The organism is Streptomyces sp. SID12501 (genome assembly GCF_010550245.1).
Lineage (GTDB): Bacteria > Actinomycetota > Actinomycetes > Streptomycetales > Streptomycetaceae > Streptomyces.
In genome coordinates this window covers 173,241-194,333 of sequence record NZ_JAAGLU010000004.1, presented here as the reverse complement: position 1 = coordinate 194,333, position 21,093 = coordinate 173,241, and the positions used below count along the sequence as shown (strand labels likewise).

The window sequence follows — 21,093 nt, the reverse complement described above, 5'->3', positions numbered from 1 at the left end:
CGCTACCCCTCCCCGCCCCTGGACCGGCGCTCCGCCCGCGACGCAAGTTCGTCGACGATCCGGATATGGTCCGGGCTGGTCATCGTGGCCCGCTCCGCCATCAGGGCCGCCTCCATGCCGCCTCGGGTCATCTGTTCCACCACGACGGCCAGCGCCGCCTTCGTGGCGCGCAGTGCCTCCGGAGGCTGGGCCGCCAGCCGGTGGGCCAGCGCCAGCGCCTCCTGGTGGAGGTCGGCGGCCGGAACGACCCGGTTGGCCAGACCGAGTTGGACCGCCGTCGCGGCGGGAATGCGGTCCCCGGTGAAGAGGTACTCCTTCACCCGGAGCAGGCTCGTGAGCAGCGGCCAGAGGGTCACACCGCCGTCACCGGCCACCAGGCCCACCGAGATGTGCGGGTCCGCGAGGTAGGCGTCGTCGGCCATCAGCACCAGATCGCAGCCCAGTGCGAGGCTGCAACCGAGGCCCACCGCAGGGCCGTTGACCGCTGCCACGACGGGCAGTGGGAAGCGGATCATCTCCGTCTGGATCGTCCGGTCGAGGCGGATCGACCGCTCCCGAAGCTCGGGGTCGGTGTGATGGCGGCGCAGATGGTCGAAGTCGCCGCCCGCACTGAACGCCCGTCCCGCTCCGGTGAGGACGACGGCCCGCGCCTTGGGATCGTCCGCCAACTCCCGCCACACCGCGGCGAGTCGCCGGTGCAGCTCCTCGGAGACCCCGTTGAGCCTGTCGGGCCTGTTCAGGGTGACGACGCGGACATCGCCGTCGGCGGTCACGGTCAGGACGGAGTCGGCCTCGCCCATGCGCACCCTCTCCCTTGCCGCTGGCGCCACTGGTCGGTCGACCTCGGATGCTAGTAAAGGTCAGACCGAAAGTGAAGAGTGTTGTTCACGCTGAATGGAAATAGCATTCTCGCACAGGTGGAGCTCGGCTCGGGAGGGGGCGCGCGCCCTGTCAGTCGTCGCCCGGTGCGGGCAGCTCCACTCGCTGCCGCTGGTCCACCTCGGCCGCCGCGCGGGCGAACCCGCACACGTGCCGGGTCATCCGCCGCATCGCGGCGGGCCCGTCCTGCGCCCGGATCGCCTCGGTGATCCGCGCGTGGGCACGGGCGGTGACCTCGCGGATCTCCGCGTCCATGAACCGGTCGATGTCCGTGGCGGCGTAGATCGACTGGGAGAGCGCCGTCATGAAACCGATCAACAGCTCGTTGTCGCCGGCCTTCGCCACAGCGGTGTGCCAGCGGACGTTGGCCCGTAGGAAGCGCGGGACGTCGTCGTCCGCCGCCATCAACTCGGCGTGCGCCGCGTCGAGCTCGGCGAGGTCGGCTGCCGTACGCCGCTTCGCGGCCAGCGCGGCGCATGTCGGCTCGATCGCCTCGCGCGTCTCGTGCAGAGCCTCGAGCCGGATCTGCTGACCCCGGATGACCAGCCGAACCGTGTTCGTCACCGACTCGTGGCCCGGCCGGTGTACGAAGGCGCCGCCGCCGCGACCCGGCCTGATCCGCACCAGCCGTTCGACCTCGAGGATGCGCAGCGCCTCCCGCACCGTCGCGCGGCTCAGCCCCGTCTGGTCGACCAGTGCGCGCTCCGGCGGCAGCGACATGCCCTCGGTGAACTCGCCGGAGAGGATCCGCTCACGCACCTCGGCGGCCAGCACGTCCGACGCCTTGGGCACCCTCACCACGTCGAAGCGTGGATCACTGGCGGAATGTCCGGCGCTCTGCACAGGTCAGCCTCTCGTCGGTGGCACCACTTCGACCGGACCATTCAATACGGGACGCGCGCCGCCTGTCACATGGCCTGTCCGACCGCCCGCAGCCCCCGTGACCGGAGCGGACCGGCCGGTCAGATCGAACAGCCCCCTGTTGTCGCTCATGACTGACTCCCCTCATCAGGCTTCTGCCGGGCGATGACCGATGCACCATCAGCGATGGTCAGTAACTCCTCGGCAGCCCCAGCACGTGGGAGCCGAGATAGTTGAGGATCATTTCCTGGCTGATCGGCGCGATCCGCATCAGCCGCGCCTCACGGAAGTAGCGGGCCACGTGGTACTCCTCGGAGTAGCCCATCCCGCCGTGCGTCTGCAGCGCCCGGTCCGCCGCCGTGAACCCGGCGTCCGCACACAGGTACTTGGCGGTGTTGGCCTCACGCCCGCACGGCCGCCCGTGGTCGTACAGCCAGGTCGCCTTCCGCAGCACCAGCTCGGCCGCGTCCAGCCTGGCCAGCGAGTCCGCCAGCGGGAACTGAACCCCCTGGTTCATACCGATGGGCCGGTCGAACACGACTCGCTCCTTGCCGTACTGGACAGCCCTGTCGAGCGCGACCCGCCCGATGCCCAGCGCCTCGGCGGCGATCAGCATCCGCTCCGGATTGAGCCCGTCGAGGAGGTACCGGAACCCCTGCCCCTCCTCGCCGACCCGGTCCTCCACCGGCACCCGCAGATCGTCGATGAACAGCTCGTTGGAAGTGACGGCGTTGCGGCCCATCTTCGGGATGGGGCGGATGTCGACCCGCGCGCGGTCGAGATCGGTCAGGAAGAGCGTCATCCCGTCGGTCTTCTTCGTGACCTCGTCGATCTTCGACGTCCGCGTCAGCAACAGGATCTTCTCCGACTCCATCGCCTTGGAGATCCACACCTTGCGGCCGTTCACCACGTAGTGGTCGCCGTCCCGGCGCGCGTACGTCGTGATGCTCGTCGTGTCCAGCCCCGCCCCCGGTTCGGTCACGCCGAAACAGACATGGAGGTCGCCGGTGGCGATACGGGGGAGGGTCCGGCGCTTGAGCTCCTCGGAGCCGTGCACCACGACGGGATGCATCCCGAAGATCGACAGGTGGATCGCGCTCGCCGCGTTCATTCCGCCGCCCGACCGCGCGACCTCCTCCAGGAGCAGCGTGGCCTCGGTGATGCCGAGGCCGTGGCCGCCGTACTCCTCGGGGATCGTGAGCCCAAGCCAGCCGCCGCGCGCGACGGTGTCGTAGAACTCGGCCGGGAACTCGTGGTCGCGGTCCTTCTCCATCCAGTACCGGTCGTCGAAGTCACGCAGGAGTCCGGCGACGGACTTGCGGATCGTTTCCTGATCCTCGGTCAGCTCGAAGTCCACAGCTCGGACGCCTCCCGCAGCCTCGGTGGCGTCGAAACATATCAAAGGTCAGACCGAAGTGACAGACGGGTGTTGATGGTTGAGGGACGGGTGTGACGGGTGTGCTGACTTCATGCAGGGCTTCGTGATGTCATGCCCCTGCCGACCAAGTCGTCGAGCCGCCGAGTCGATGAAGGGCCCCCGTAGATGCCGACCCCCCGCACCGCTCTGCTCACCGCAACAGCCGCATTGGCGACCGTGGTCGCCGCCCCGGCACCGCCCGCTCTGGCCGCCCCCGTTCCGGCTGTCGGCGCCTACTACGTCCAGAGCGCCACCACCGGACTCAACGCCGCCGACGACGCCGGAGCCGTCGAACAGCACAGGCCCAAGGGCAACGAGGACCGCCAGCAGTGGACGCTGCGCGCGAGCGGAACCTCGCACCTCCTGGAGAGCACCGACACCGCGGGCTCCTGTCTGGGCCGCTCCGGCGACCAGGCCAGGACCGTCGCCTGTACGAGCGCCGACGCGGCCTGGGAGATCACCCCGTCCGGCACCGACCAGTACACCCTCAAGGCCCCCGGTGCCACCCGCTACCTGACGGTCGCCGCCAAGCCGTCCGGCGCCAACTACCCCGACCAGCTGGCCATCGGCGACTCGGGCGGCCTGGCCGCCTGGTACCTCACCCCGGTCGCCCCCACCGTCGCCCCGATGCCGTCCGCCGACCAACGGACCCTGGACCAGGTCACGTTCCTCACCGCCCACAACGCCTACGCCAACGGCGTCGACGGCGGCTTCGCCCCGCCCTTCGTGAACTTCGTCCCCAACCAGTCGCGCGGCATCAACCAGCAACTCGCCGACGGTGTACGGGGGTTCATGCTGGACATCCACCAGACCTCCGACGGCGCGATCCTCTGCCACAACAGCTGCACCCTCGTCAGCAGCCCGGTCGCCCTCTGGGTCGACCTCCAGCGGATGGTCGACTTTCTCAAGCAGAACCCCACCCAGGTCGTCACCGTCTTCCTGGAGGACTACGTCGACCCGGGCGTCCTGCGCGGCGAACTCGCCCGCGTCAGTGGTCTGTCGGACGTCCTCTACCGGCCCGACCAGACCGGTGTACGGCAGAACGGCTGGCCGAAGATCGCCGATCTGGTCGCCGCCAACGACCGGCTGCTGATCTTCACCGACCACAGCCGCTCCGCCGACCAGACCGCCGGACTCACCCGGGACACCTTCGGTGTGATGTACCAGCGCGAGTGGACCGTGGAGAACTACTGGTCCATGGGCGGCGGCCTCGGCACCTCCGACTGGTCCTGCTACAGCCGCTGGTACGGCGCCGACTCCAACACCCCGCTGACCCGCACCGAGGGCGCCTTCAGGCCCCTCTTCGTCATGAACCACTTCCGGGACGTGGCGATCGCCTCCACGGCGACGACCGACAACACCAAGCTCGCCGACCGGGCCCAGCGGTTCTGCCGGCCGGCCGCCCGCAAGAAGCCCAACTTCCTCGCCGTGGACCGCTACGACCTCGGCAATCCCGCCTCGGCGGTGACCACGCTGAACACCTACGTCTATCCGTAAAGGGCGCCCAAAGGCAGCCTCGGCCGCCGGTCCGGCACGTGCGGCGCATGCGAGACTCCACCGATGGCCTCGGAGACGATCACCGCGGACGCCGCGGACGCCGCGGGCACCTGGAAACTCGGCGATCTCACCGTCAACCGGCTCGGCTTCGGAGCCATGCGCCTCACCGGCAGCGCGGCCTTCCACCTCGGCACGCCCAGCGACCGCGAACGGTCGCTGGGCGTGCTGCGGAAGGCCGTCGAACTCGGCGTCAACCACATCGACACCGCCGCCTTCTACTTCTCCGCGCTGCGCTCCGCCAACGAACTGATCAACAGCGCGCTGGCGCCGTACGGGGACGACCTGGTCATCGTCACCAAGGTCGGCCCCTACCGTGACTACTCGGGGGAGTGGGCCACCTCGGCCCGCCCCGACCAACTGCGCGGCCACGTCGAGGAGAACCTGCGCCAGCTCGGCCGCGACCACCTCGACGTGGTCAACCTGCGCAGGATGAACCAGGACTCCGTCGCCGAGCACTTCGGCGCGCTCGCCGAACTGCGCGAGGCTGGCCTGATCCGCCACCTCGGCATCTCCGGCATCGAGCCGAAACACCTCGCCGAGGCGCAGGAGATCGCCCCGGTGGTGTGTGTGCAGAACCGGTACGCGCTGGACCGCCCAGACCCTGAGGGTGACGAACTCCTGCGCCTGTGCGAGGAGTCGGGCATCGCCTTCGTGCCCTTCTTCGCGGTCGCGGGCAGCGGCGGAGCCCAGGGCGCCGCCGACACCCACGACGACGCGGTGCTCGCCGTCGCCCGCGCGCACGACGCGAGCCCCGCCCAGATCCGGCTCGCGTGGAGCCTGCACCAGGGGGCGCATGTGCTCGCCATCCCGGGCACGGGCAACCCGGACCACGTCGTGGCCAACGTGGCGGCGGGCGGACTGCGTCTGACAGACGACGAGTTGTCCCGACTCGGTGTGTCACATCACCCGTAATCGCCCCCAAATTCCCCTTCTCGGCCGGTGGTCGCACGTGCGTAAGAGCTTTACGTGAAACCCCGGCCGGGCCTCCCGGTGGCGCGGATCTTGTCGGTACGGTCCTGCCTTGTGTGCACCGGGAGGCCTCCAACGCCCGGTCTACGCGCGCAGATTCGTCACCCGCACCGCTTTCCCCCAGCTCTCCCCCCCCACCTATGGAGGAATGCCAGATGTACGCCATCACCGGGTCCCGCCACAGATTCACCTCGGCCCTGGCAGTGCTCGGCCTGATCGCCACCGGCGCCGCCGTCCAGGCCACCGCCGCCGCAACCACCGCGACCGCGGCCACCCCCCACCGAATCCTCTTCGACAACGCCCACGCCGAGACGGCCGGCAACGCCGACTGGATCATCTCCAAGAGCCAGCCCGACCCGCTCTCCGAGGACTCCGCCCCCTCCGGCGAGACCGACTGGACCGGCGCGCTCTCCTCCTGGGGCGTCGCTCTCCAGAAGACCGGCGACTACAGCCTCAAGACGCTGGCCTCGGGCTCCAGCCTGGCCTACGGGGGCTCCACGGCGACCGACCTGTCGAACTTCGACACACTGGTGCTCCCCGAGCCCAACACGCTCTTCACCACCGCCGAGAAGACCGCGATCATGAAGTTCGTCCAGAACGGCGGCGGCCTCTTCATGATCTCCGACCACACCGGGGCCGACCGCAACAACGACGGTGAGGACGCCGTCGAGATCCTCAACGACCTGATGACCAACAACAGCGTCGACTCCACCGACCCCTTCGGCTTCTCCATCGACTCCCTGAGCATCAGCTCCGGCTACCCGGCCGCGATCACCGCCGCGTCGAACCCGGTCCTGCACGGCACCTTCGGGACGGTCACCAAGAGCCTCATCGCCAGCGGTACGACGGCCACCCTCAAGCCCGCCGACAACTCCGCCGTGAAGGGTCTGCTCTACCGCTCCGGGTACTCGGGCAACACCGGCGCCTTCTTCCTGACCAGCACCTTCGGCAGCGGCCGGATCGCGTTCTGGGGCGACAGCTCCCCGATCGACGACGGCACCGGCCAGTCCGGCAACACCCTGTACGACGGCTGGAACGACACCGGCGCCACCAACGCGCCCCTCGCCCTCAACGCCACGGCCTGGCTCGCGGGCGCGAGCGGCTGACGCAGGGGAGCGGAACTGAACTGACGTACAGGACCGAAAAGGTCAGGGCGGGCCGAGGGAAACCATCCCCGGCCCGCCCGCCCGCCCTCCCTCGCGTCGGCCACTCATGCTCAGCGCACCGGCGTTCAGCGCACCTGCTCCTTGAGGAACGGCACCGTGCTCTCCCACGCCCGGGTCGCCGACTCGGCGTCGTACACCGGGCGGGAGTCGTTGAAGAAGGCGTGGTAGGCCGGGTGGACGCGCGGGTCCGGGGTGATATCGGACTGTTCCTCGATGGCCTCGCGCAGCCGGTCCAGGCTCTCCACCGGGATGCTCTCGTCGAGTTCGCCGTAGTGGCCCAGCACCTCGGCCTTGAGGCCGGAGAAGCCGGGCAGCCCGCCCCGGATCACGCCGGGTCCGCTGCCGGACGGCGGCAGTGCCAGGTAGCCGTGCGCGGTGGTGTCAGCGCTGGGAAACGTCACGTTCTGGCGGGAGAGGAATCCGGTCGGCTGCGGCGGCTCGGACATGGTGCTCAACTCCGGGAAGGACAGCACCCGGTGGGGGTGCGCCGCAGTCGGACTCCGACGCGATCCCCACCTTGCCGTGGATGAGTCGGACCTCTGATCCCGGCCCCGGTATACCGGGCAACAGCATCACCCCCGGCCGCAGGGTCCTGTCGCCGCCCAGCACCTCCGCCCACGAGTCCGGCGCGAAGCGCGACACCCCGTACGCCACAAGGCCCAGCCACCACACGGCGAACAACCAGCCGCCGACCACGTCCGAGAACCAGTGGACGCCCAGATAGACCCTGGTCAGCCCGACCAGCACACCCCAGCAACCGATCACGGCGACGATCAGGTACCGGCCGCGCGGCGCCCGTGTCCGGACGGCCAGGACGAGCAGTCCGGCGGTGATGGCCGACGTGGTGGTGTGGCCCGAGGGGAACGACCAGTGGCCGGCGTCCGTCGCCCAGAGCGCCGTGTCGGGCCGGGGCCGGGACAGCAGCGCCATCGCCGAGAACCGGACCGCCTGGGCGGTGACCAGGCAAACGAGACAGGCGGCGGCTGCCTGGATCCGCTGCCGTGCCGTCCGGCCGAGCAGGAACCCGGCCAGGGCGACCAGGACGTACGGAACGAAGCCCGTGCCGGTGTGGGTCACCACACGGGCGAGGGTGACGGCCAGGTCCGGGCGGTGGGCGAGCGACCATTCCAGCAGGTCGCGGTCGCCGAAGAGGGTGCCGCCGCCCCGCGCCACGACCGTGACGGCGAGCAGCGTCAGCAGCACGAAAGCGACCAGGCTCCCCAGCGCAGGAGAGCCGGCCCTCGCCACGGCACGCTCACGGTTCACATCTGCTCGACGATCACGCCCCGGCGATCGTTCCCGGGACCCGCGGATGCGGAGCAGATCACACGTGCGGGCACGGAGGTGACACACGTGGCGTGTTACGTATAACCTCACCCGTCAACCGCACGTGATTCGCAGGCCGGCCGGACAGTCCACCGCGCCACCACCCCCCCCGAGAGTCCGAGGAGAGCCGATGAGACGCATCGCCCTGGTCACCCTCGTCGTCGGCGACTACGACGAGGCGATCCGCTTCTACACCGACGCGCTCGGCTTCCGGCTCGCCGAGGACACCCCGCGCCCGGACGGCTCCCGCTGGGTCGTCGTCGAGCCGGGCGCCGGAGAGGCGGGCACCGGTCTGGTTCTCGCCCGGGCCAAGGACGAGGGACAGCGCTCCCGGATCGGCGACCAGACCGGCGGACGCGTCGGCTTCTTCCTGCACACCGACGACTTCGCCCGCGACCACGCCCGGATGACCGCCGCCGGCGTGATCTTCCTGGAGGAGCCGCGCCATGAGCCGTACGGCTCGGTGGCCGTCTTCCAGGACCTGTACGGCAACCGCTGGGACCTCCTCCAGCCCCCCACCGCCTAGACCCATCCCACCGCACCACCACCTGCCGAGGAAACACCGCACATGAGCGCGTCCCCCGTCGACACCGCCACCCTCCGCCGCCTCCCCAAGGCCGTGCTGCACGACCACCTCGACGGAGGCCTGCGCCCCGCCACCCTGGTCGAGCTCGCCGCCGAGGTCGGCCACACCCTGCCCACCACCGACCCGGACGAACTGGCCGCCTGGTACTACGAGGCCGCCAACTCCGGTGACCTGGTGCGCTACATAGCCACCTTCGAGCACACCCTCGCCGTGATGCAGACCCGCGAGGGCCTGCTGCGCACCGCCGAGGAATACGTCCTCGACCTCGCCGAGGACGGCGTCGTCTACGCCGAGGTGCGCTACGCCCCCGAACTGAACGTGAACGGCGGCCTGACCCTCGCCGAGGTCGTCGAGACCGTCCAGGAGGGCCTGGCGGCCGGCATGGCGAAGGCCGCCGCCGCGGGCACCCCGGTGCGGGTCGGGACGCTGCTGTGCGGGATGCGCATGTTCGACCGCGTCCGTGAGGCCGCCGACCTGGCCGTCGCCTTCCGGCACGCCGGTGTCGTCGGCTTCGACATCGCGGGCGCCGAGGACGGCTTCCCGCCCGCCGACCACCTCGCCGCCTTCGAACACCTGCGCAGCCAGAGCGTGCCGTTCACCATCCACGCCGGTGAGGCCCACGGCCTGCCCAGCATCCACCAGGCCCTCCAGGTCTGCGGCGCCCAGCGCATCGGCCACGGCGTCCGCATCACCGAGGACATCGTGGACGGCAAGCTCGGCCATCTCGCGCGCTGGGTGCGCGACCGCCGGATCGCCCTGGAGATGTGCCCGACCTCCAACCTCCAGACGGGCGCCGCCAAGTCGATCGCCGAGCACCCCATCACCGCCCTGCGCGACCTGGGCTTCCGTGTCACCCTCAACACCGACAACCGGCTGGTCTCCGGCACGACGATGACCCGCGAGATGTCCCTCCTCGTCGAGGAGGCCGACTGGACGGTCGAGGACCTGCGCACGGTCACCGTGAACGCGGTCAAGAGCGCGTTCATCCCGTTCGAGGAGCGCAACGCCCTCATCGAGGATGTCGTCCTGCCGGGCTACGCCTCGGCGCTCTGAAGCAGTCCCCGCAGATAAGCGGCCTGGCCGACGTGCTGAAGATCGTCGGCCAGGACGCTGACGAGCCGTACGCCGAGGGTGACCGGCGGGTCCCAGCGCTCGTCGACGATCCGCCCGAAGTCGCCCGCGGTCAGGCCCCGCAGGAACTTGAGGCTCTGCGCGTGCACCGCGTCGTAGTAGCCGAGCAGCAGGTCGCCCGACTCCACCCGCACCCGGGCGACCTGCCGCGCGCTGTGGCCGTAGCCGATGTCGCCGGGCTCCAGTCCCAGCCCGAACCGTTTCTCCCAGCCCTCGCTCAGCCAGACCTGGTCGAAGCCGGCCGCGTCGGCGACATGGTCGTCCTGGACCCGGGTGAGATGCCAGACCAGCCAGGCGACGGAGTTGGCGTCGGGGGCGGGCCGGGCGCACAGGTCGTCCGGTGACAGACCGTCCAGGGCGTTGTGGACCTCTTCCTGGATCCGGCCGTACGCGTCGATGAGAACGTCCTTGGCATCCATGCCACCCACCATAGGCACCGCGGTGCCTATGGCATCAGGAACAGGACACGCGTATCAGCCCTGCCGCTCGGGCCGCTCCAGCAGCTCCATCAGCGCCCGGGCCGCCGGACTCGTCGCCTGCGGCGGCGGCAGCATCGCGACCGTCTCGTACACCGTCTCGCCGGTGCCCTTCACGGGCAGCGCGGCCAGAGCCGCGCGCTTGTGGGCGAAGTGGCGGGGCACCACCGCGACGCCGAGCCCCTCCCCGACCAGGTCCAGCAGACTGTGCACGTCGTTGACCTCAAGCGCCACGGTCCGCCGTACGCACGCGGCGGCGAACACCTCGTCCGTGATCCGGCGCGGCCCCCAGTCCGGATGGAAGTCGACGAACGCCTCCCCGCCCAGCTCCTCCGGAGTCACCGCGCCCGCGAGGGCGAGCGAATGGCTCGGATGGCACAGCACGGTCATCGGCTCACTGCTGAGGGGTACGGAACGCAGCTGGTCGGAGTCCTTACGGGTGCGGATCGCGAAGGCCAGGTCGAGCCGCCCGGCGGCGACCTCGTCCGCGATCGCCTCGGACCCCGCCTGACGCAGCCGGATCTCCACATCGGGATGACGCCGCCGGAACGCGGCCAGCAGCCCGGCGACATCCACCCCGCCGATGCACTGCTCCGCGCCCAGCGAGAGCGTCCCGCGCAGCACGCCCTGTACGGCGGCCACGGCGTCGTGCGCCGCCCGCACCCCCGCCAGGATGCGCTCGGCCTCGCCCAGCAGTGCCCGCCCCGCCTCGGTGAGCGTCACCCGGCGGGTGGTACGCACGAACAACGGGGTCTGCAGCTCCCGCTCCAGTGCGCGGATCGAGGCCGACAGGCCCGACTGGGACACCATCAGGCGTTCGGCGGCCCGGGTGAAGTGCTGGTCCTCCGCGACCGCGACGAAGTGCTGGAGGTGGCGTAGTTCCATGATTGAGAAGCCTATCCGCTGAATTCCATCGGATTCTCCTGTTGGACCACTGCCCGGCTCCGGGGGAAGAGTGGGACCAGACTGATCACATCCACCGTGCCAACCCTTCTGGAGTCGCGTTGTACACCGCACACACCGACCGTTACGCGGACATGCCCTACCGGCGCACCGGACGCAGCGGCCTGAAGCTCCCCGCGCTGTCGCTCGGCCTGTGGCACAACTTCGGCCCCGATCGTCCGGTCGACACCCAGCGGGCCATCCTGCGCCGCGCCTTCGACCTCGGCGTCACCCACTTCGACCTGGCCAACAACTACGGCCCGCCGCCCGGCGCCGCCGAGTCCGCGCTGGGTGAGGCCCTCAGGGCCGACTTCGCCCCGTACCGCGACGAACTCGTGATCTCCACCAAGGCGGGCTACCTCATGTGGCCGGGCCCGTACGGCGAGTGGGGTTCGCGCAAGTACCTGCTGTCCTCCCTCGACCAGAGCCTGACCCGGATGGGCCTGGACCACGTCGACATCTTCTACTCGCACCGCCCGGACCCGGAGACTCCGCTGGAGGAGACGATGGGTGCCCTGCACACGGCGGTCCAGCAGGGCAAGGCGCTCTACGTCGGCATCTCGAACTACTCGGCGGAGCAGACCCGGGAGGCCGCCCGCATCCTGGCCGAGCTGGGCACCCCGCTCCTGATCCACCAGCCCCGCTACTCGATGCTCGACCGCCGTCCGGAGGACGAGGGGCTGCTCGACGCGCTGGACGAGCTCCAGGTCGGCTCCATCGTCTTCTCCCCGCTGGAGCAGGGCCTGCTCACCGGCCGCTACCTCGACGGCATCCCGGCGGACTCGCGGGCGGCGAGCGACAGCCCCTTCCTCAACTCCGACCGGATCACCGAGGACCTCGTGCAGCAGCTGCGCGCCCTCGACGACATCGCCAAGTCCCGCGGCCAGAGCCTGGCCCAGCTGGCCCTGGCCTGGGTCCTGCGCGGCGGCCGGGTGACCTCGGCCCTGGTCGGCGCGAGCAGCCCGCGGCAGCTGGAGGACAGCGTCGCGGCCATCGACAACCTGGAGTTCTCCGACGAGGAGCTGGCCCGGATCGACGCGGTCATCAAGGCCTGATCTCTTCCCGATCTTTCCTCGCCCCGTTATGAACGGAGCCGCTCCGCCAGCCGTACTGTCACGGTGTCACCCTCATTCTTTCCGATGGCTTTCCTGATCTCGGCCTTCACGGGGAGTTTGTGGGTGCCGTCGCCCAGCGCCATGAACGAACTGCGGAAAGGGTGCCCGTCGATCGTCCCGCCGACCTTGACCAGGCCGCGGGTACCGAAGAACGTGGCGGATTCCGGCCAGACCAGGTAGGTCCAGCCCCCGGGGTCCGGGCTTTTGCGCAGTACGGCTGTGAATTCGGCGTCGATGGTGTCGACTTTTCCGCTGGTGGCCATGGGGCCCTCCATTTCCAGTGGTCTTCGCTAAAGAGACCACTGGGAAGCGGAAAACTCATCGCGAATCCCGCGATCATCGCGAATCTCCGGAGATCTGCCGACGGGGCGAGAGGCCGTCCCGTCGGATTCCGGTCCATACCTGCCAGGAATATGCCAGGAGAAAGCCTGGAAACTGGCTGGAAAGGCGTGGTGACAGAGTGTCAATAGTGAAGATACTCAAGTGGTAGAACACTGCACCACTGAGTGACCATCGAGTGACCAGCACCAACGCGCACAGCGAGCGAGTCGCAGGGAAAGCGAGGCACGGCCGGCAGGCGATCGGGGGAAAGATCGTGCACGACGAGTTCCTTTGCCATGTCACGGCGTACGGAGTGTGTGCGGGCCGACGTATCGGCGTACCGCTGGGTACCTATCGCGCACCCACCCTCGCGCTGGCTCTGTGGTGGTTGCGGGACCGGGCGAACTGGATCGCCGAACGGCTCGATCCGCAGCCCGACGAACCGTACTTCCCCCCGAACGCGCTCATCCCGGTGGCCGCCACCGTGCCCGACGTGCCCCGCCTGCTGCGCACCTGGTCCATGGACCCGTACCAACAGGAGCTGGTCGCCAATGAGTTGGCGGGCGGCAGGCTCGTCCGGATCGCCACGTACGACGAGACCGCCGAGTACGAACTGCTCGCCGAGTCCGTGGACGCGCTGCGGATGCAGCGGACCAACCCGGCACTGGTCATACCGGTCGCATAGTCGCCGAGGCCTTCGGCGTCCCGAGGCTGGCCGGGCGTATATGCGGACGAATAGCTAGAATTCTGGGCATGGTAGACCGCTCGGTCGCGCCGACGGCGCCCGAACTCGTCCTGGAGACGGAGACGGGCTCCACGGTGATGAGTCCGGGCCACGACTATCACGTCGGACGCGACCCTCTCAGCGAGATCGTCATCGACGACGCCCGGGTCTCGTGGCACCACGCGGTGCTGCGGCCCGAGGCCGACCACTGGACGGTCGAGGACGAGAACAGCACGAACGGTACATACGCCGACGGCCTGCGCATCCACGAACGGGACGTCGGACCCGGCAGCGTTCTGCGCTTCGGCAGTCCCGGCGACGGACCGCGCGCCGTCCTCGTCAGCCCGCCCCCGCCGGCCCGCGAACGCCCCTCGGCGGTCGCCGGAGTCTCGATGCCTTCCCTGACCGGCACCTTCCGGCAGCCCACCACCGTCCGGCCACTGTCCGCCCGCACCGTCCGCATCGGCCGTGGCGCCGACAACGACCTGGTCGTCGACGACCTCGTCGTCTCCCGCCGGCACGCCGAACTGCGCGCCCACCCGGACGGGACGTACGAGATCGTCGACCTCGGCAGCCACAACGGCACGTTCCTCAACGGCACGCCCGTCGCCCGGGCGATCGTCACTCCCGGTGACATCGTCGGCGTGGGCCACTCCGCGTTCTGCCTGGTCGGCGACCAGCTCCAGGAGTACGTCGACACCGGCGAGGTCTCCCTCGACGTCCAGGACCTCACCGTCGCCGTCGACCACGGCCGCAAGACGCTCCTGGAGGGCGTGTCCTTCCCGGTGGGGGAGAAGTGCCTGCTCGCGGTCGTCGGACCCAGCGGCGCAGGCAAGTCCACCCTCCTCAACGCCCTGACCGGCCAGCGCCCCGCCGACCACGGCACGGTGCTGTACGACGGGCGCGACCTCTACCGCGACTACGCGGAACTGCGCCAGCGCATCGGCCTGGTCCCGCAGGACGACATCCTGCACGCCCAGCTGACCGTGCGCGGAGCCCTCACCTACGCCGCCGAACTGCGCTTCCCGCAGGACACCGCGAAGACGGAACGACGGGCCCGCGTCGACGAGGTGGTGCGCGAACTCGGCCTGGAACAGCGCCTCCACCAGCCCGTGCACAGCCTCTCCGGCGGACAGCGCAAGCGGGTCAGCGTGGCCCTGGAACTGCTCACCAAGCCGTCGCTGCTCTTCCTCGACGAACCGACCTCGGGCCTCGACCCGGGGATGGACCGCTCGGTGATGCACATGCTGCGCGGTCTCGCCGACGACGGCCGGACCGTCATCGTCGTCACCCACAGCGTGCTCAGCCTCGACGTCTGCGACCGGCTGCTCGTCCTCGCGCCCGGCGGCAAGGTCGCCTACTACGGACCGCCCGAGGACACTCTCGCCTACTTCGGGTACGAGCAGTGGCCCGAGGCGTTCGAGGCCTTCGAGCGCGACCAGGAACGGGACTGGGCGGGGGAGTACCGCGCCTCACCGTTCCACGGGCAGTACATCGTCAACTCGTCCGCCCAGCCCCGGCTGGCGAGGTCGGGCCCGGTCGACGCCGCCCCGCCCCCGCCCAAGCCGCAGAGCTGGGGCGCCCAGCTGAGCACCCTGGTCCGCCGCTACACGGCCGCGCTGAGCGCCGACCGCACCTTCCTCGCCATCATGGTCGCGCTGCCGTTCGTGATGGGCGCGATGGCCCGGGCGCTCGCCGGCAGCCGGCTCACCCAGGAGACGGCGATGAACGCGCTGCTCATCCTGTGCGTCGGCGGCGTCCTGACCGGTGCGGCCAACGCCGTGCGCGAACTGGTCAAGGAACGCGTGATCTACCAGCGTGAACGGGCCGTCGGCCTGTCCAGATCGGCGTATCTGATGTCGAAGGTCGTTGTCCTCGGGACGGTCACCGTCGCCCAGGCCGTCGTGCTGACCCTCGTCGCCCTGCTCGGCGTCGACCTCAACACACCCGGCGGGAAAGGCGTGTTGATGCCACCCCTCGTGGAGCTCACGGTCGCCGTCGCGCTGCTCTCCTTCACGGCGATGATGCTCGGCCTGCTGGTCTCCGCGCTCGTCAGCAAGGAGGAGGTGACGATGCCGCTGCTCGTGCTGCTGGCCATCGTCCAGGTGGTGTTCTGCGGGGCCCTGCTGAAACTCGACGGCGTCCCCGGCATCGAGCAGCTCGCCTGGCTGGTGCCCTCGCGGTGGGCGCTCGGCGCGATGGCGGGCACGATCGGACTGTCGCGGATCGTCCCCGGCGAACTGACCGGCGACCCGCTGTTCGAACACTCGGCCGCGGTCTGGCTGCTCAACGCGGGGATGCTGGTCGTGCTGTCGGTGGTCTTCGGGTACGTGGTCCTCCGGCTGCTGCGGCGGCACGAACCGGCTGTCATGCGGAAGTAGAGGGGTGGGTGAGATGACGTCCGCCGAATACCGGATCTCCGGATACCAGATCTCCGGATTCCGGCCCACGCACGTCGTCCCGCAGGACGGCCTGGCCGCCTGGGACGCGCCCGACCCGTCCCGGCCCACCGTGCCCCTCGACGCGCTGCTGCCGGTCGAACTGGTCGAACGGCGCGGCGACTGGGGGCACGTCCGGTGCGCGAACGGCTGGTCCGCCTGGGTCGACGGACGGCTCCTGGTCGCCGTACCGCAGGATCCGCCCGCCGCCGCCGCCCCGCTCGCCCGCACCGCCGACCCGCGCCCCCTGCTGGCCCGCGCGGAAGAGGCGCTGGCCCGGTACCGCGGCGCCGTGGAGGAGCTGACCGGGGGCGCACTCGACCGGGAGTCGTTCCGGGGCCGTACGCGCGGCCAGCGGATCGGGATCGTCGTCGACGGCGAGTCCGTGTGGCTGTACGACGCCGAGCACGAGCGCTGGGTGTACACCGACGGCACCCGGCTGAGCACCTACGCCGCCGATCGGGAACCCGCCGCCCCCGCGCGGGAGCCGACCCAGGTGGTGCCCGACCTGGGCCACGCGCCCACCCAGGTCGTCAGGGACGGCGGCAGCGGAATCGGCAGCGGCTGATGGCACGCGACCCGGACCACGACACGCGGTCGCACGCGGGACGGCCCTCCGACCTGCTCGGGACGCAGATCGCCGGCTACCGCGTCGAGGAGGAGATCGGCCGTGGTGGCATGGCCGTCGTCTACCGGGCCAAGGACCTGCGGCTCGACCGGACCGTAGCCCTGAAACTCCTCGCCCCGGAACTCGCCCGCAACGACACCTTCCGCAAACGCTTCACCCATGAATCGCGGGTGGCCGCCGCGATCGACCATCCGCACATCGTCCCGGTCTTCGAGGCCGACGAGACGGACGGCATCCTGTACATCGCCATGCGCTACGTCGAAGGCAGCGACCTGCGTCATCTCCTCGACCGCAAAGGCCCGTTGCCGCTCCCCGTCGCCCTCCGCATCGCCGCTCAGGTCGCCTCGGCGCTCGACGCCGCCCACGAGCACGGACTGGTCCACCGGGACGTCAAACCCGGCAACATCCTGGTCGCCCGGGGCACCGACACCGACCACCCCGAGCACGTCTACCTCACCGACTTCGGACTGACGAAGAAGTCGCTGTCGCTCACCGGCTTCACGACCGTCGGCCAGTTCGTCGGCACCCTCGACTACGTGTCGCCCGAGCAGATCTCGGGGCGACCGGTCGACGGCCGCTGCGACGTCTACGGCTTCGCGTGCGTCGTCCACGAGATCCTGGCGGGCCGCCCGCCCTTCCAACGCGACGACGACATGGCCCTGTTGTGGGCCCACCAGTACGACCAGCCGCCACCGCTGACCGAACAGCGCCCCGAACTCCCCGCCGGCGTCGACCCGGTGTTCGCGAAGGCCCTCGCCAAGAGCCCCGACGACCGCTACGACTCCTGCCTCGACTTCGTCGCCGCCCTCCGCACGGCCTCGACAGGACCCGTGCACGCGGATCACGCGCCCACCCAGGTGGTCCGACTGCCCGAGACCGCCGAGGAACGACCACCGAGGCCGCCGGCCTGGGCCCGCCCGGTGTTCACCCGACAGGGCCACCGGCGGCCGGGGTAACCCGCAACAGGCCCTCGGTATAGCGCAGTTGGCGCCGGAAATTGCTCGGCGACTGTAGGCCGGAGGAGAGCGGTGGCGCCTCGTCGTCGCAGGGGAGCGTGCCGTGCCTCGCCTGTTCCAAAGGTCTCGGGCATCGTGGCGGGCGGACAGTACACGGGCGCGTATAACTTGGCCGTCCCCGTCTCCGATGTTCCCCGGCGCTCACGTGCCGGAACGCATACCGGGTCACGTCCGCGCGGCAGTCGGACCCGGCCTAACGGTTTTCGACCGCGCCCCGCCGGTGCACCCGCCGTGCCAAGAGTGCGCCCAGGAACCCGGTGGCCAGTCCCCACAGCAGGGCGAGACCGAGCGCACCCCACAGCTGCGGGCTCAGCAACAGCTTGCCGGAGAGGTTGCCGCCGAGGTCGCCGACGCCGAGTACGGACAGGCCGAAGCGGGCGGATATCCGGCCGATCAGGCAGATCATCAGGACTGTCAGCGCGAGCGCGACCGCCATGCGCACGGCGTGCTGCCAGGCCCGCATCCGGGCCGGTGAGCGCGCCGCCATCAGGAACGCGGCGGCCAGCAGCAGCGCCGCGTCGACGGCCACCAGCCACCACACCCTGCCGTCGAAGCCGGAGAGGGTGTCCAGGTTGAGCGTGGCGGTGTCCGGGGTGCGCAGCACCTCGTCGAGAACGTGCGGCATCGGCAGCCCGAAGGGACCGTCGACGCGCCCCTCCCAGGTGGCACCCAGGCCGGTGGTGAGGGCGAGCCAGACCAGGTTCGGCATGCCCAGCAGGACCAGCGCGAGCGACTGCGCGGGTTGCCCGCGCGTCACCGCCACCACGAGCCCGATCACGGTCCCCAGGGCGACGAAGGCGAGCAGCAGCACGACCATGGCGTACGCGGCCGGACGTACCGACTCCTGGAAGCGCAGCAGACGCGCGGGCAGCGGTGCACCACGGGAGACCAGCAGGGCCAGTGTCAGTACGCCCGCCAGCCACAGCAGGCCGGCGAGGAGTGTCAGCGGTACGTCGGTCGTGAAGCCGATCCTCGGTGAGGCCCCGAAGACGTCGCCGATGTCGGCGAGCGTTCCGTCGCCCAGCGAGACCGCGAAGGTCTGGCGGGCCGCGAACGCCAGACCTCCCAGGCCCAGCAGCCACAGGACGGCGATGCGCGCCGCCCAGCCGGCCAGTTCGGGAGCTCCGGCGACGGCCCGGTGCCGCAGCGGGCGCAGGAACCCCGCGCCGGTCACCAGCGCCCCGATCAGCGTCACCGACAGGGGCATCACGGTCAGGCCGCCCGCTGTCTCGGCGAGGTCTCCGGCGTCGCCCGTGAGGTCGACGGTGCCGCCGACCGCTGTCACGACGGTGGCCGCGACGACCCGGGGGAACGCGCCGTCCGGCAGATCGCCCGCACCCGCCGCCCACAGCCCCAGCCCGGCGGTCAGCACCATGGCACCCAGTCCGGTCAGCACCGCGGCCAGGGCCTGTATCCAGCCGTGCCGGGAGACGGTCCGCTCCTCGGCGATGACCGGCACGGGAGCGGGGGTTCGCGTGCTCACCCTGCCACGCTAAGCAGCTCTCGGGCGGTGCGCCTGTCGGGAGGAACAAGGGCGTCCGCTTGCGGGCGACCCGGGACCAGGGCGCACAATGGGAATGTTGTGGAAGAAAGCGGCATAAATCGGTTCGAGTGCCGCAGGAGCCCACGTCGGAAGAAGAGCCCGTGAGCGTCGAACAGCCGTCCTCCGGCCGCCCCACAGGACCGCCCTCCGGCCCCTTGTCGGGCCCCTCCCAGCCACCCGCGGGACCACCGTCCCAGCCGCCCGCCGACGGCGGAGGCGGGGAAATCGGAGGCGGCGGAGGCACCGGCGGCGGGCCCGGAACCGGGCCGGGTCCCGGGCGCGACCGGCCATGGTGGAGGTCGGTGCCCCGGATCGCGGTGCTCGTCACCTCGGTCGTGGCCGCCGTGGCCCTGATCGTCGTTCTCACCCGCTCCGACGGCACCACCGACCGGGCGAGCGGCGAGGTCTTCCTCCAGGCCGCGGACAAGTCGGGCCCCGACCCCTTCACCGAGTCCACGGCCGAGGACAGCTCCGCCCCGCCGGCCACGACCCCCACCGCCACGGTCTCGACGACAGTCACCTCGAACGCCCTACGGGGCGTGGACGGTGCCTCGCCCGGCCTGTACGGCGGCACCCGCAAGGTCGCCAGCTGCGACGTGGAGAAGCAGATCCGGGTACTCGGGACGGCCCCCGCGAAGAACGGGGCGTTCGCCTCGGTCCTCGGCCTCCAGCCCGCCGGGGTCCCCGCCTACCTGCGCTCACTCACCCCCGTACAGCTGCGCATGGACACCCGCGTCACCAACCACGGCTACCGCGACGCCGCCGCCACCAGCTACCAGGCCGTCCTGCAGACCGGCACGGCCGTCCTGGTCGACGACCGCGGCCGGCCGCGCGTGCGCTGCGCCTGCGGCAACCCGCTCACCGACCCGGTACGACAGCAGAGCGCCCCGCACCCGAAGGGCGACGCGTGGCCCTCGTACCGCTCCTCGAACGTGGTCGTCGTGGCGCCCGCCACCACGGTCATCAACATCTTCGTCGTCTACGACCCCGAGCGCGGCGACTGGTTCCACCGCCACCAGGGCGACACGGGCCGGCACGACCAGAAGACCGATCCGCCGGCCGACCGGCCGACCCCGTCGGTGAGTTCGTCGGCACCCTCGGCAGCGTCCTCGGAGCCGACGTCCGCGTCGCCCGGCCTGCTGCCGCCGCAGTCACCGCTGCCCTGTGTGTCCTCACCCAGTGTCTCGACCGGGCCACCGACCCCGCCCGCGTCACCGGCCACACCGGCCACACCGGGCACCGCGAGCCCGTCGGCCACGCCCTGCCCGCCGACATCGAGTGCGCCCCCCTCCTCGCCCCCGGCCGTCCAGCCACCCTCCTCGGCACCCGCGTCGCCGCTGTCACCGCCCGACGACGGCCTCTCCGAGACGACGCCCCAGCCGGCGTTCAGCTCGCCGTCCTCCTGAGGTCCAGGGGAGGCCCGGGGAACGGGGGGACTGCGGAGCGTGACTCGGGGTACGAGCAGTGATGCGACCGGGTCCGGACGGACCGGGCACCGAGAGAGCGCCACATGATCGAACATCTGGGCGGAGCAGTGATACCGACTGGTTTCGGCGTCCCCGCCGAACCGTTGCGCCGGGCGACGCACTTCACCGGCGAGCCGGGCTGCATCGCGGAGGCACGCGCCTTCGCCGAGAACTTCCTCGAGCAGCTGCGGAAGGAGTGGTGCGCTCCGACGGACGAACGTGTCGACGGTGAACTGGTTCTGGTGGTCAGCGAGTTGGTCACCAATGCGGACCGGCACAGTCACGGCCCGTACGTCCTCGAGCTGGAGGGGACGGACACCTCGGTGACGGTGTCCGTGTACGACAGCAGTGCCGCGCTGCCCCTGCGCTACCCCCGGGACCCGGAACGGATCGGCCGGCACGGTCTGGAGATCGTTCACGCACTCGCGTCCGAGGTCACCGCCCGCCGGGTACCGGTCGGCAAGTACGTCAGGGCCGTGCTGCCACTCAACCGGACCGATCAGTGACCGGACCGACCGGTGACCGGACCGAC

20 protein-coding genes and 1 pseudogene are annotated in these 21,093 nt (G+C 70.7%); 12 read left to right on the top strand and 9 right to left on the bottom strand.

Features of this window, described 5'->3' with window-relative positions; translation table 11 throughout:
* Nucleotides 1–2 precede the first annotated feature (2 nt).
* From G3I71_RS05980 to G3I71_RS05970, 3 genes are all read right to left on the bottom strand, one after another.
* Nucleotides 3–800 (bottom strand): enoyl-CoA hydratase/isomerase family protein, encoded by a 798-nt coding sequence (locus G3I71_RS05980; protein ID WP_164312851.1) that lies wholly within the window; start codon nucleotides 798–800, stop codon nucleotides 3–5.
* Nucleotides 801–951: 151 nt separating this feature from the next.
* A complete protein-coding gene (locus G3I71_RS05975; RefSeq protein WP_164312850.1) occupies nucleotides 952–1,677 on the bottom strand; it encodes an FCD domain-containing protein in 726 nt (241 codons plus the stop codon).
* A 253-nt stretch (nucleotides 1,678–1,930) separates the two neighbouring features.
* Nucleotides 1,931–3,097 (bottom strand): acyl-CoA dehydrogenase family protein, encoded by a 1,167-nt coding sequence (locus tag G3I71_RS05970; protein WP_164312849.1) that lies wholly within the window; start codon nucleotides 3,095–3,097, stop codon nucleotides 1,931–1,933.
* Nucleotides 3,098–3,283: 186 nt separating this feature from the next.
* Between G3I71_RS05970 and G3I71_RS05965 the strand changes: the two genes are divergently transcribed.
* From G3I71_RS05965 to G3I71_RS05955, 3 genes and pseudogenes are all read left to right on the top strand, one after another.
* On the top strand, nucleotides 3,284–4,654 hold the full coding sequence (locus G3I71_RS05965; RefSeq protein ID WP_164312848.1) for a PI-PLC domain-containing protein: 1,371 nt from the start codon (nucleotides 3,284–3,286) through the stop codon (nucleotides 4,652–4,654).
* A 63-nt stretch (nucleotides 4,655–4,717) separates the two neighbouring features.
* Nucleotides 4,718–5,626, top strand: a complete 909-nt coding sequence (locus G3I71_RS05960; protein WP_164312847.1) for an aldo/keto reductase — start codon at nucleotides 4,718–4,720, stop codon at nucleotides 5,624–5,626.
* Between the two features lie 212 nt (nucleotides 5,627–5,838).
* A pseudogene (locus G3I71_RS05955) lies at nucleotides 5,839–6,786 on the top strand (hydrolase); the annotation flags it as partial.
* Nucleotides 6,787–6,914: 128 nt separating this feature from the next.
* Here G3I71_RS05955 and G3I71_RS05950 read toward each other — a convergent pair.
* Both G3I71_RS05950 and G3I71_RS52235 read right to left on the bottom strand, forming a co-directional pair.
* The gene (locus G3I71_RS05950; RefSeq protein ID WP_164312845.1) at nucleotides 6,915–7,295 is read right to left on the bottom strand and encodes a dienelactone hydrolase family protein; all 381 of its coding nucleotides are present in this window, start codon (nucleotides 7,293–7,295) and stop codon (nucleotides 6,915–6,917) included.
* Nucleotides 7,231–8,115, bottom strand: coding sequence for a phosphatase PAP2 family protein (locus G3I71_RS52235; protein ID WP_164312844.1), 885 nt, complete (start codon nucleotides 8,113–8,115; stop codon nucleotides 7,231–7,233). Before G3I71_RS52235 ends, G3I71_RS05950 begins: the two co-directional genes overlap by 65 nt.
* A gap of 190 nt (nucleotides 8,116–8,305) precedes the next feature.
* Between G3I71_RS52235 and G3I71_RS05940 the strand changes: the two genes are divergently transcribed.
* Nucleotides 8,306–8,701, top strand: coding sequence for a VOC family protein (locus tag G3I71_RS05940; protein ID WP_164312843.1), 396 nt, complete (start codon nucleotides 8,306–8,308; stop codon nucleotides 8,699–8,701).
* Between the two features lie 42 nt (nucleotides 8,702–8,743).
* Nucleotides 8,744–9,814, top strand: a complete 1,071-nt coding sequence (locus G3I71_RS05935; RefSeq protein ID WP_164312842.1) for an adenosine deaminase — start codon at nucleotides 8,744–8,746, stop codon at nucleotides 9,812–9,814.
* Here the strand turns inward: G3I71_RS05935 and G3I71_RS05930 are convergent.
* Nucleotides 9,796–10,311: a DUF664 domain-containing protein gene (locus G3I71_RS05930; RefSeq protein ID WP_164312841.1), complete on the bottom strand. Its 516-nt coding sequence runs from the start codon at nucleotides 10,309–10,311 to the stop codon at nucleotides 9,796–9,798. The two genes, G3I71_RS05935 and G3I71_RS05930, sit on opposite strands and share 19 nt — an antisense overlap.
* Nucleotides 10,312–10,365: 54 nt before the next feature.
* Nucleotides 10,366–11,253, bottom strand: coding sequence for a LysR family transcriptional regulator (locus G3I71_RS05925; protein WP_164312840.1), 888 nt, complete (start codon nucleotides 11,251–11,253; stop codon nucleotides 10,366–10,368).
* 119 nt (nucleotides 11,254–11,372) lie between these two features.
* Between G3I71_RS05925 and mgrA the strand changes: the two genes are divergently transcribed.
* Nucleotides 11,373–12,365: an L-glyceraldehyde 3-phosphate reductase gene (gene mgrA / locus G3I71_RS05920; RefSeq protein WP_164312839.1), complete on the top strand. Its 993-nt coding sequence runs from the start codon at nucleotides 11,373–11,375 to the stop codon at nucleotides 12,363–12,365.
* 26 nt (nucleotides 12,366–12,391) lie between these two features.
* Here the strand turns inward: mgrA and G3I71_RS05915 are convergent, their stop codons facing one another.
* On the bottom strand, nucleotides 12,392–12,688 hold the full coding sequence (locus tag G3I71_RS05915; RefSeq protein WP_164312838.1) for a DUF1905 domain-containing protein: 297 nt from the start codon (nucleotides 12,686–12,688) through the stop codon (nucleotides 12,392–12,394).
* 332 nt (nucleotides 12,689–13,020) lie between these two features.
* On the opposite strand from G3I71_RS05915, the gene G3I71_RS05910 reads away from it, so the two are divergent.
* The 4 genes from G3I71_RS05910 (at nucleotide 13,021) to G3I71_RS05895 (ending at nucleotide 17,492) form a co-directional block, all read left to right on the top strand.
* Complete coding sequence (locus G3I71_RS05910; RefSeq protein WP_164312837.1) at nucleotides 13,021–13,431, top strand: hypothetical protein; 411 nt, start codon at nucleotides 13,021–13,023, stop codon at nucleotides 13,429–13,431.
* A 68-nt stretch (nucleotides 13,432–13,499) separates the two neighbouring features.
* Nucleotides 13,500–15,851, top strand: coding sequence for an FHA domain-containing protein (locus G3I71_RS05905; protein ID WP_164312836.1), 2,352 nt, complete (start codon nucleotides 13,500–13,502; stop codon nucleotides 15,849–15,851).
* A 13-nt stretch (nucleotides 15,852–15,864) separates the two neighbouring features.
* Complete coding sequence (locus G3I71_RS05900; protein ID WP_164312835.1) at nucleotides 15,865–16,476, top strand: hypothetical protein; 612 nt, start codon at nucleotides 15,865–15,867, stop codon at nucleotides 16,474–16,476.
* The gene (locus G3I71_RS05895; protein ID WP_164312834.1) at nucleotides 16,476–17,492 is read left to right on the top strand and encodes a serine/threonine-protein kinase; all 1,017 of its coding nucleotides are present in this window, start codon (nucleotides 16,476–16,478) and stop codon (nucleotides 17,490–17,492) included. The genes G3I71_RS05900 and G3I71_RS05895 overlap by 1 nt, the downstream gene beginning before the upstream one ends.
* Before the next feature lie 253 nt (nucleotides 17,493–17,745).
* On the opposite strand, the gene G3I71_RS05890 is transcribed toward G3I71_RS05895, so the two are convergent.
* Complete coding sequence (locus G3I71_RS05890; RefSeq protein ID WP_164312833.1) at nucleotides 17,746–19,035, bottom strand: streptophobe family protein; 1,290 nt, start codon at nucleotides 19,033–19,035, stop codon at nucleotides 17,746–17,748.
* Between the two features lie 161 nt (nucleotides 19,036–19,196).
* Here G3I71_RS05890 and G3I71_RS05885 point away from each other — a divergent pair, with 161 nt between their 5' ends.
* Together G3I71_RS05885 and G3I71_RS05880 are read left to right on the top strand one after the other, a co-directional pair.
* Entirely contained in the window at nucleotides 19,197–20,501 is a 1,305-nt protein-coding gene (locus tag G3I71_RS05885; RefSeq protein ID WP_343242861.1) for a DUF6777 domain-containing protein, read from the top strand.
* A gap of 104 nt (nucleotides 20,502–20,605) precedes the next feature.
* Complete coding sequence (locus G3I71_RS05880; RefSeq protein ID WP_164312831.1) at nucleotides 20,606–21,067, top strand: ATP-binding protein; 462 nt, start codon at nucleotides 20,606–20,608, stop codon at nucleotides 21,065–21,067.
* Nucleotides 21,068–21,093 lie beyond the last annotated feature (26 nt).

Excerpts from the sequence above, each read along its gene's own strand:
- G3I71_RS05915 (WP_164312838.1), bottom strand. The coding sequence starts at position 12,688 with ATGGCCACCAGCGGAAAAGTCGACACCATCGACGCCGAATTCACAGCC.
- G3I71_RS05900 (WP_164312835.1), top strand. The coding sequence starts at position 15,865 with ATGACGTCCGCCGAATACCGGATCTCCGGATACCAGATCTCCGGATTC.
- G3I71_RS05925 (WP_164312840.1), bottom strand. The coding sequence starts at position 11,253 with ATGGAACTACGCCACCTCCAGCACTTCGTCGCGGTCGCGGAGGACCAG.
- G3I71_RS05895 (WP_164312834.1), top strand. The coding sequence starts at position 16,476 with ATGGCACGCGACCCGGACCACGACACGCGGTCGCACGCGGGACGGCCC.
- G3I71_RS05930 (WP_164312841.1), bottom strand. The coding sequence starts at position 10,311 with ATGGATGCCAAGGACGTTCTCATCGACGCGTACGGCCGGATCCAGGAA.
- G3I71_RS05940 (WP_164312843.1), top strand. The coding sequence starts at position 8,306 with ATGAGACGCATCGCCCTGGTCACCCTCGTCGTCGGCGACTACGACGAG.
- G3I71_RS05905 (WP_164312836.1), top strand. The coding sequence starts at position 13,500 with ATGGTAGACCGCTCGGTCGCGCCGACGGCGCCCGAACTCGTCCTGGAG.
- G3I71_RS05965 (WP_164312848.1), top strand. The coding sequence starts at position 3,284 with ATGCCGACCCCCCGCACCGCTCTGCTCACCGCAACAGCCGCATTGGCG.
- G3I71_RS05935 (WP_164312842.1), top strand. The coding sequence starts at position 8,744 with ATGAGCGCGTCCCCCGTCGACACCGCCACCCTCCGCCGCCTCCCCAAG.
- G3I71_RS05880 (WP_164312831.1), top strand. The coding sequence starts at position 20,606 with ATGATCGAACATCTGGGCGGAGCAGTGATACCGACTGGTTTCGGCGTC.
- G3I71_RS05960 (WP_164312847.1), top strand. The coding sequence starts at position 4,718 with ATGGCCTCGGAGACGATCACCGCGGACGCCGCGGACGCCGCGGGCACC.
- G3I71_RS05980 (WP_164312851.1), bottom strand. The coding sequence starts at position 800 with ATGGGCGAGGCCGACTCCGTCCTGACCGTGACCGCCGACGGCGATGTC.
- G3I71_RS05950 (WP_164312845.1), bottom strand. The coding sequence starts at position 7,295 with ATGTCCGAGCCGCCGCAGCCGACCGGATTCCTCTCCCGCCAGAACGTG.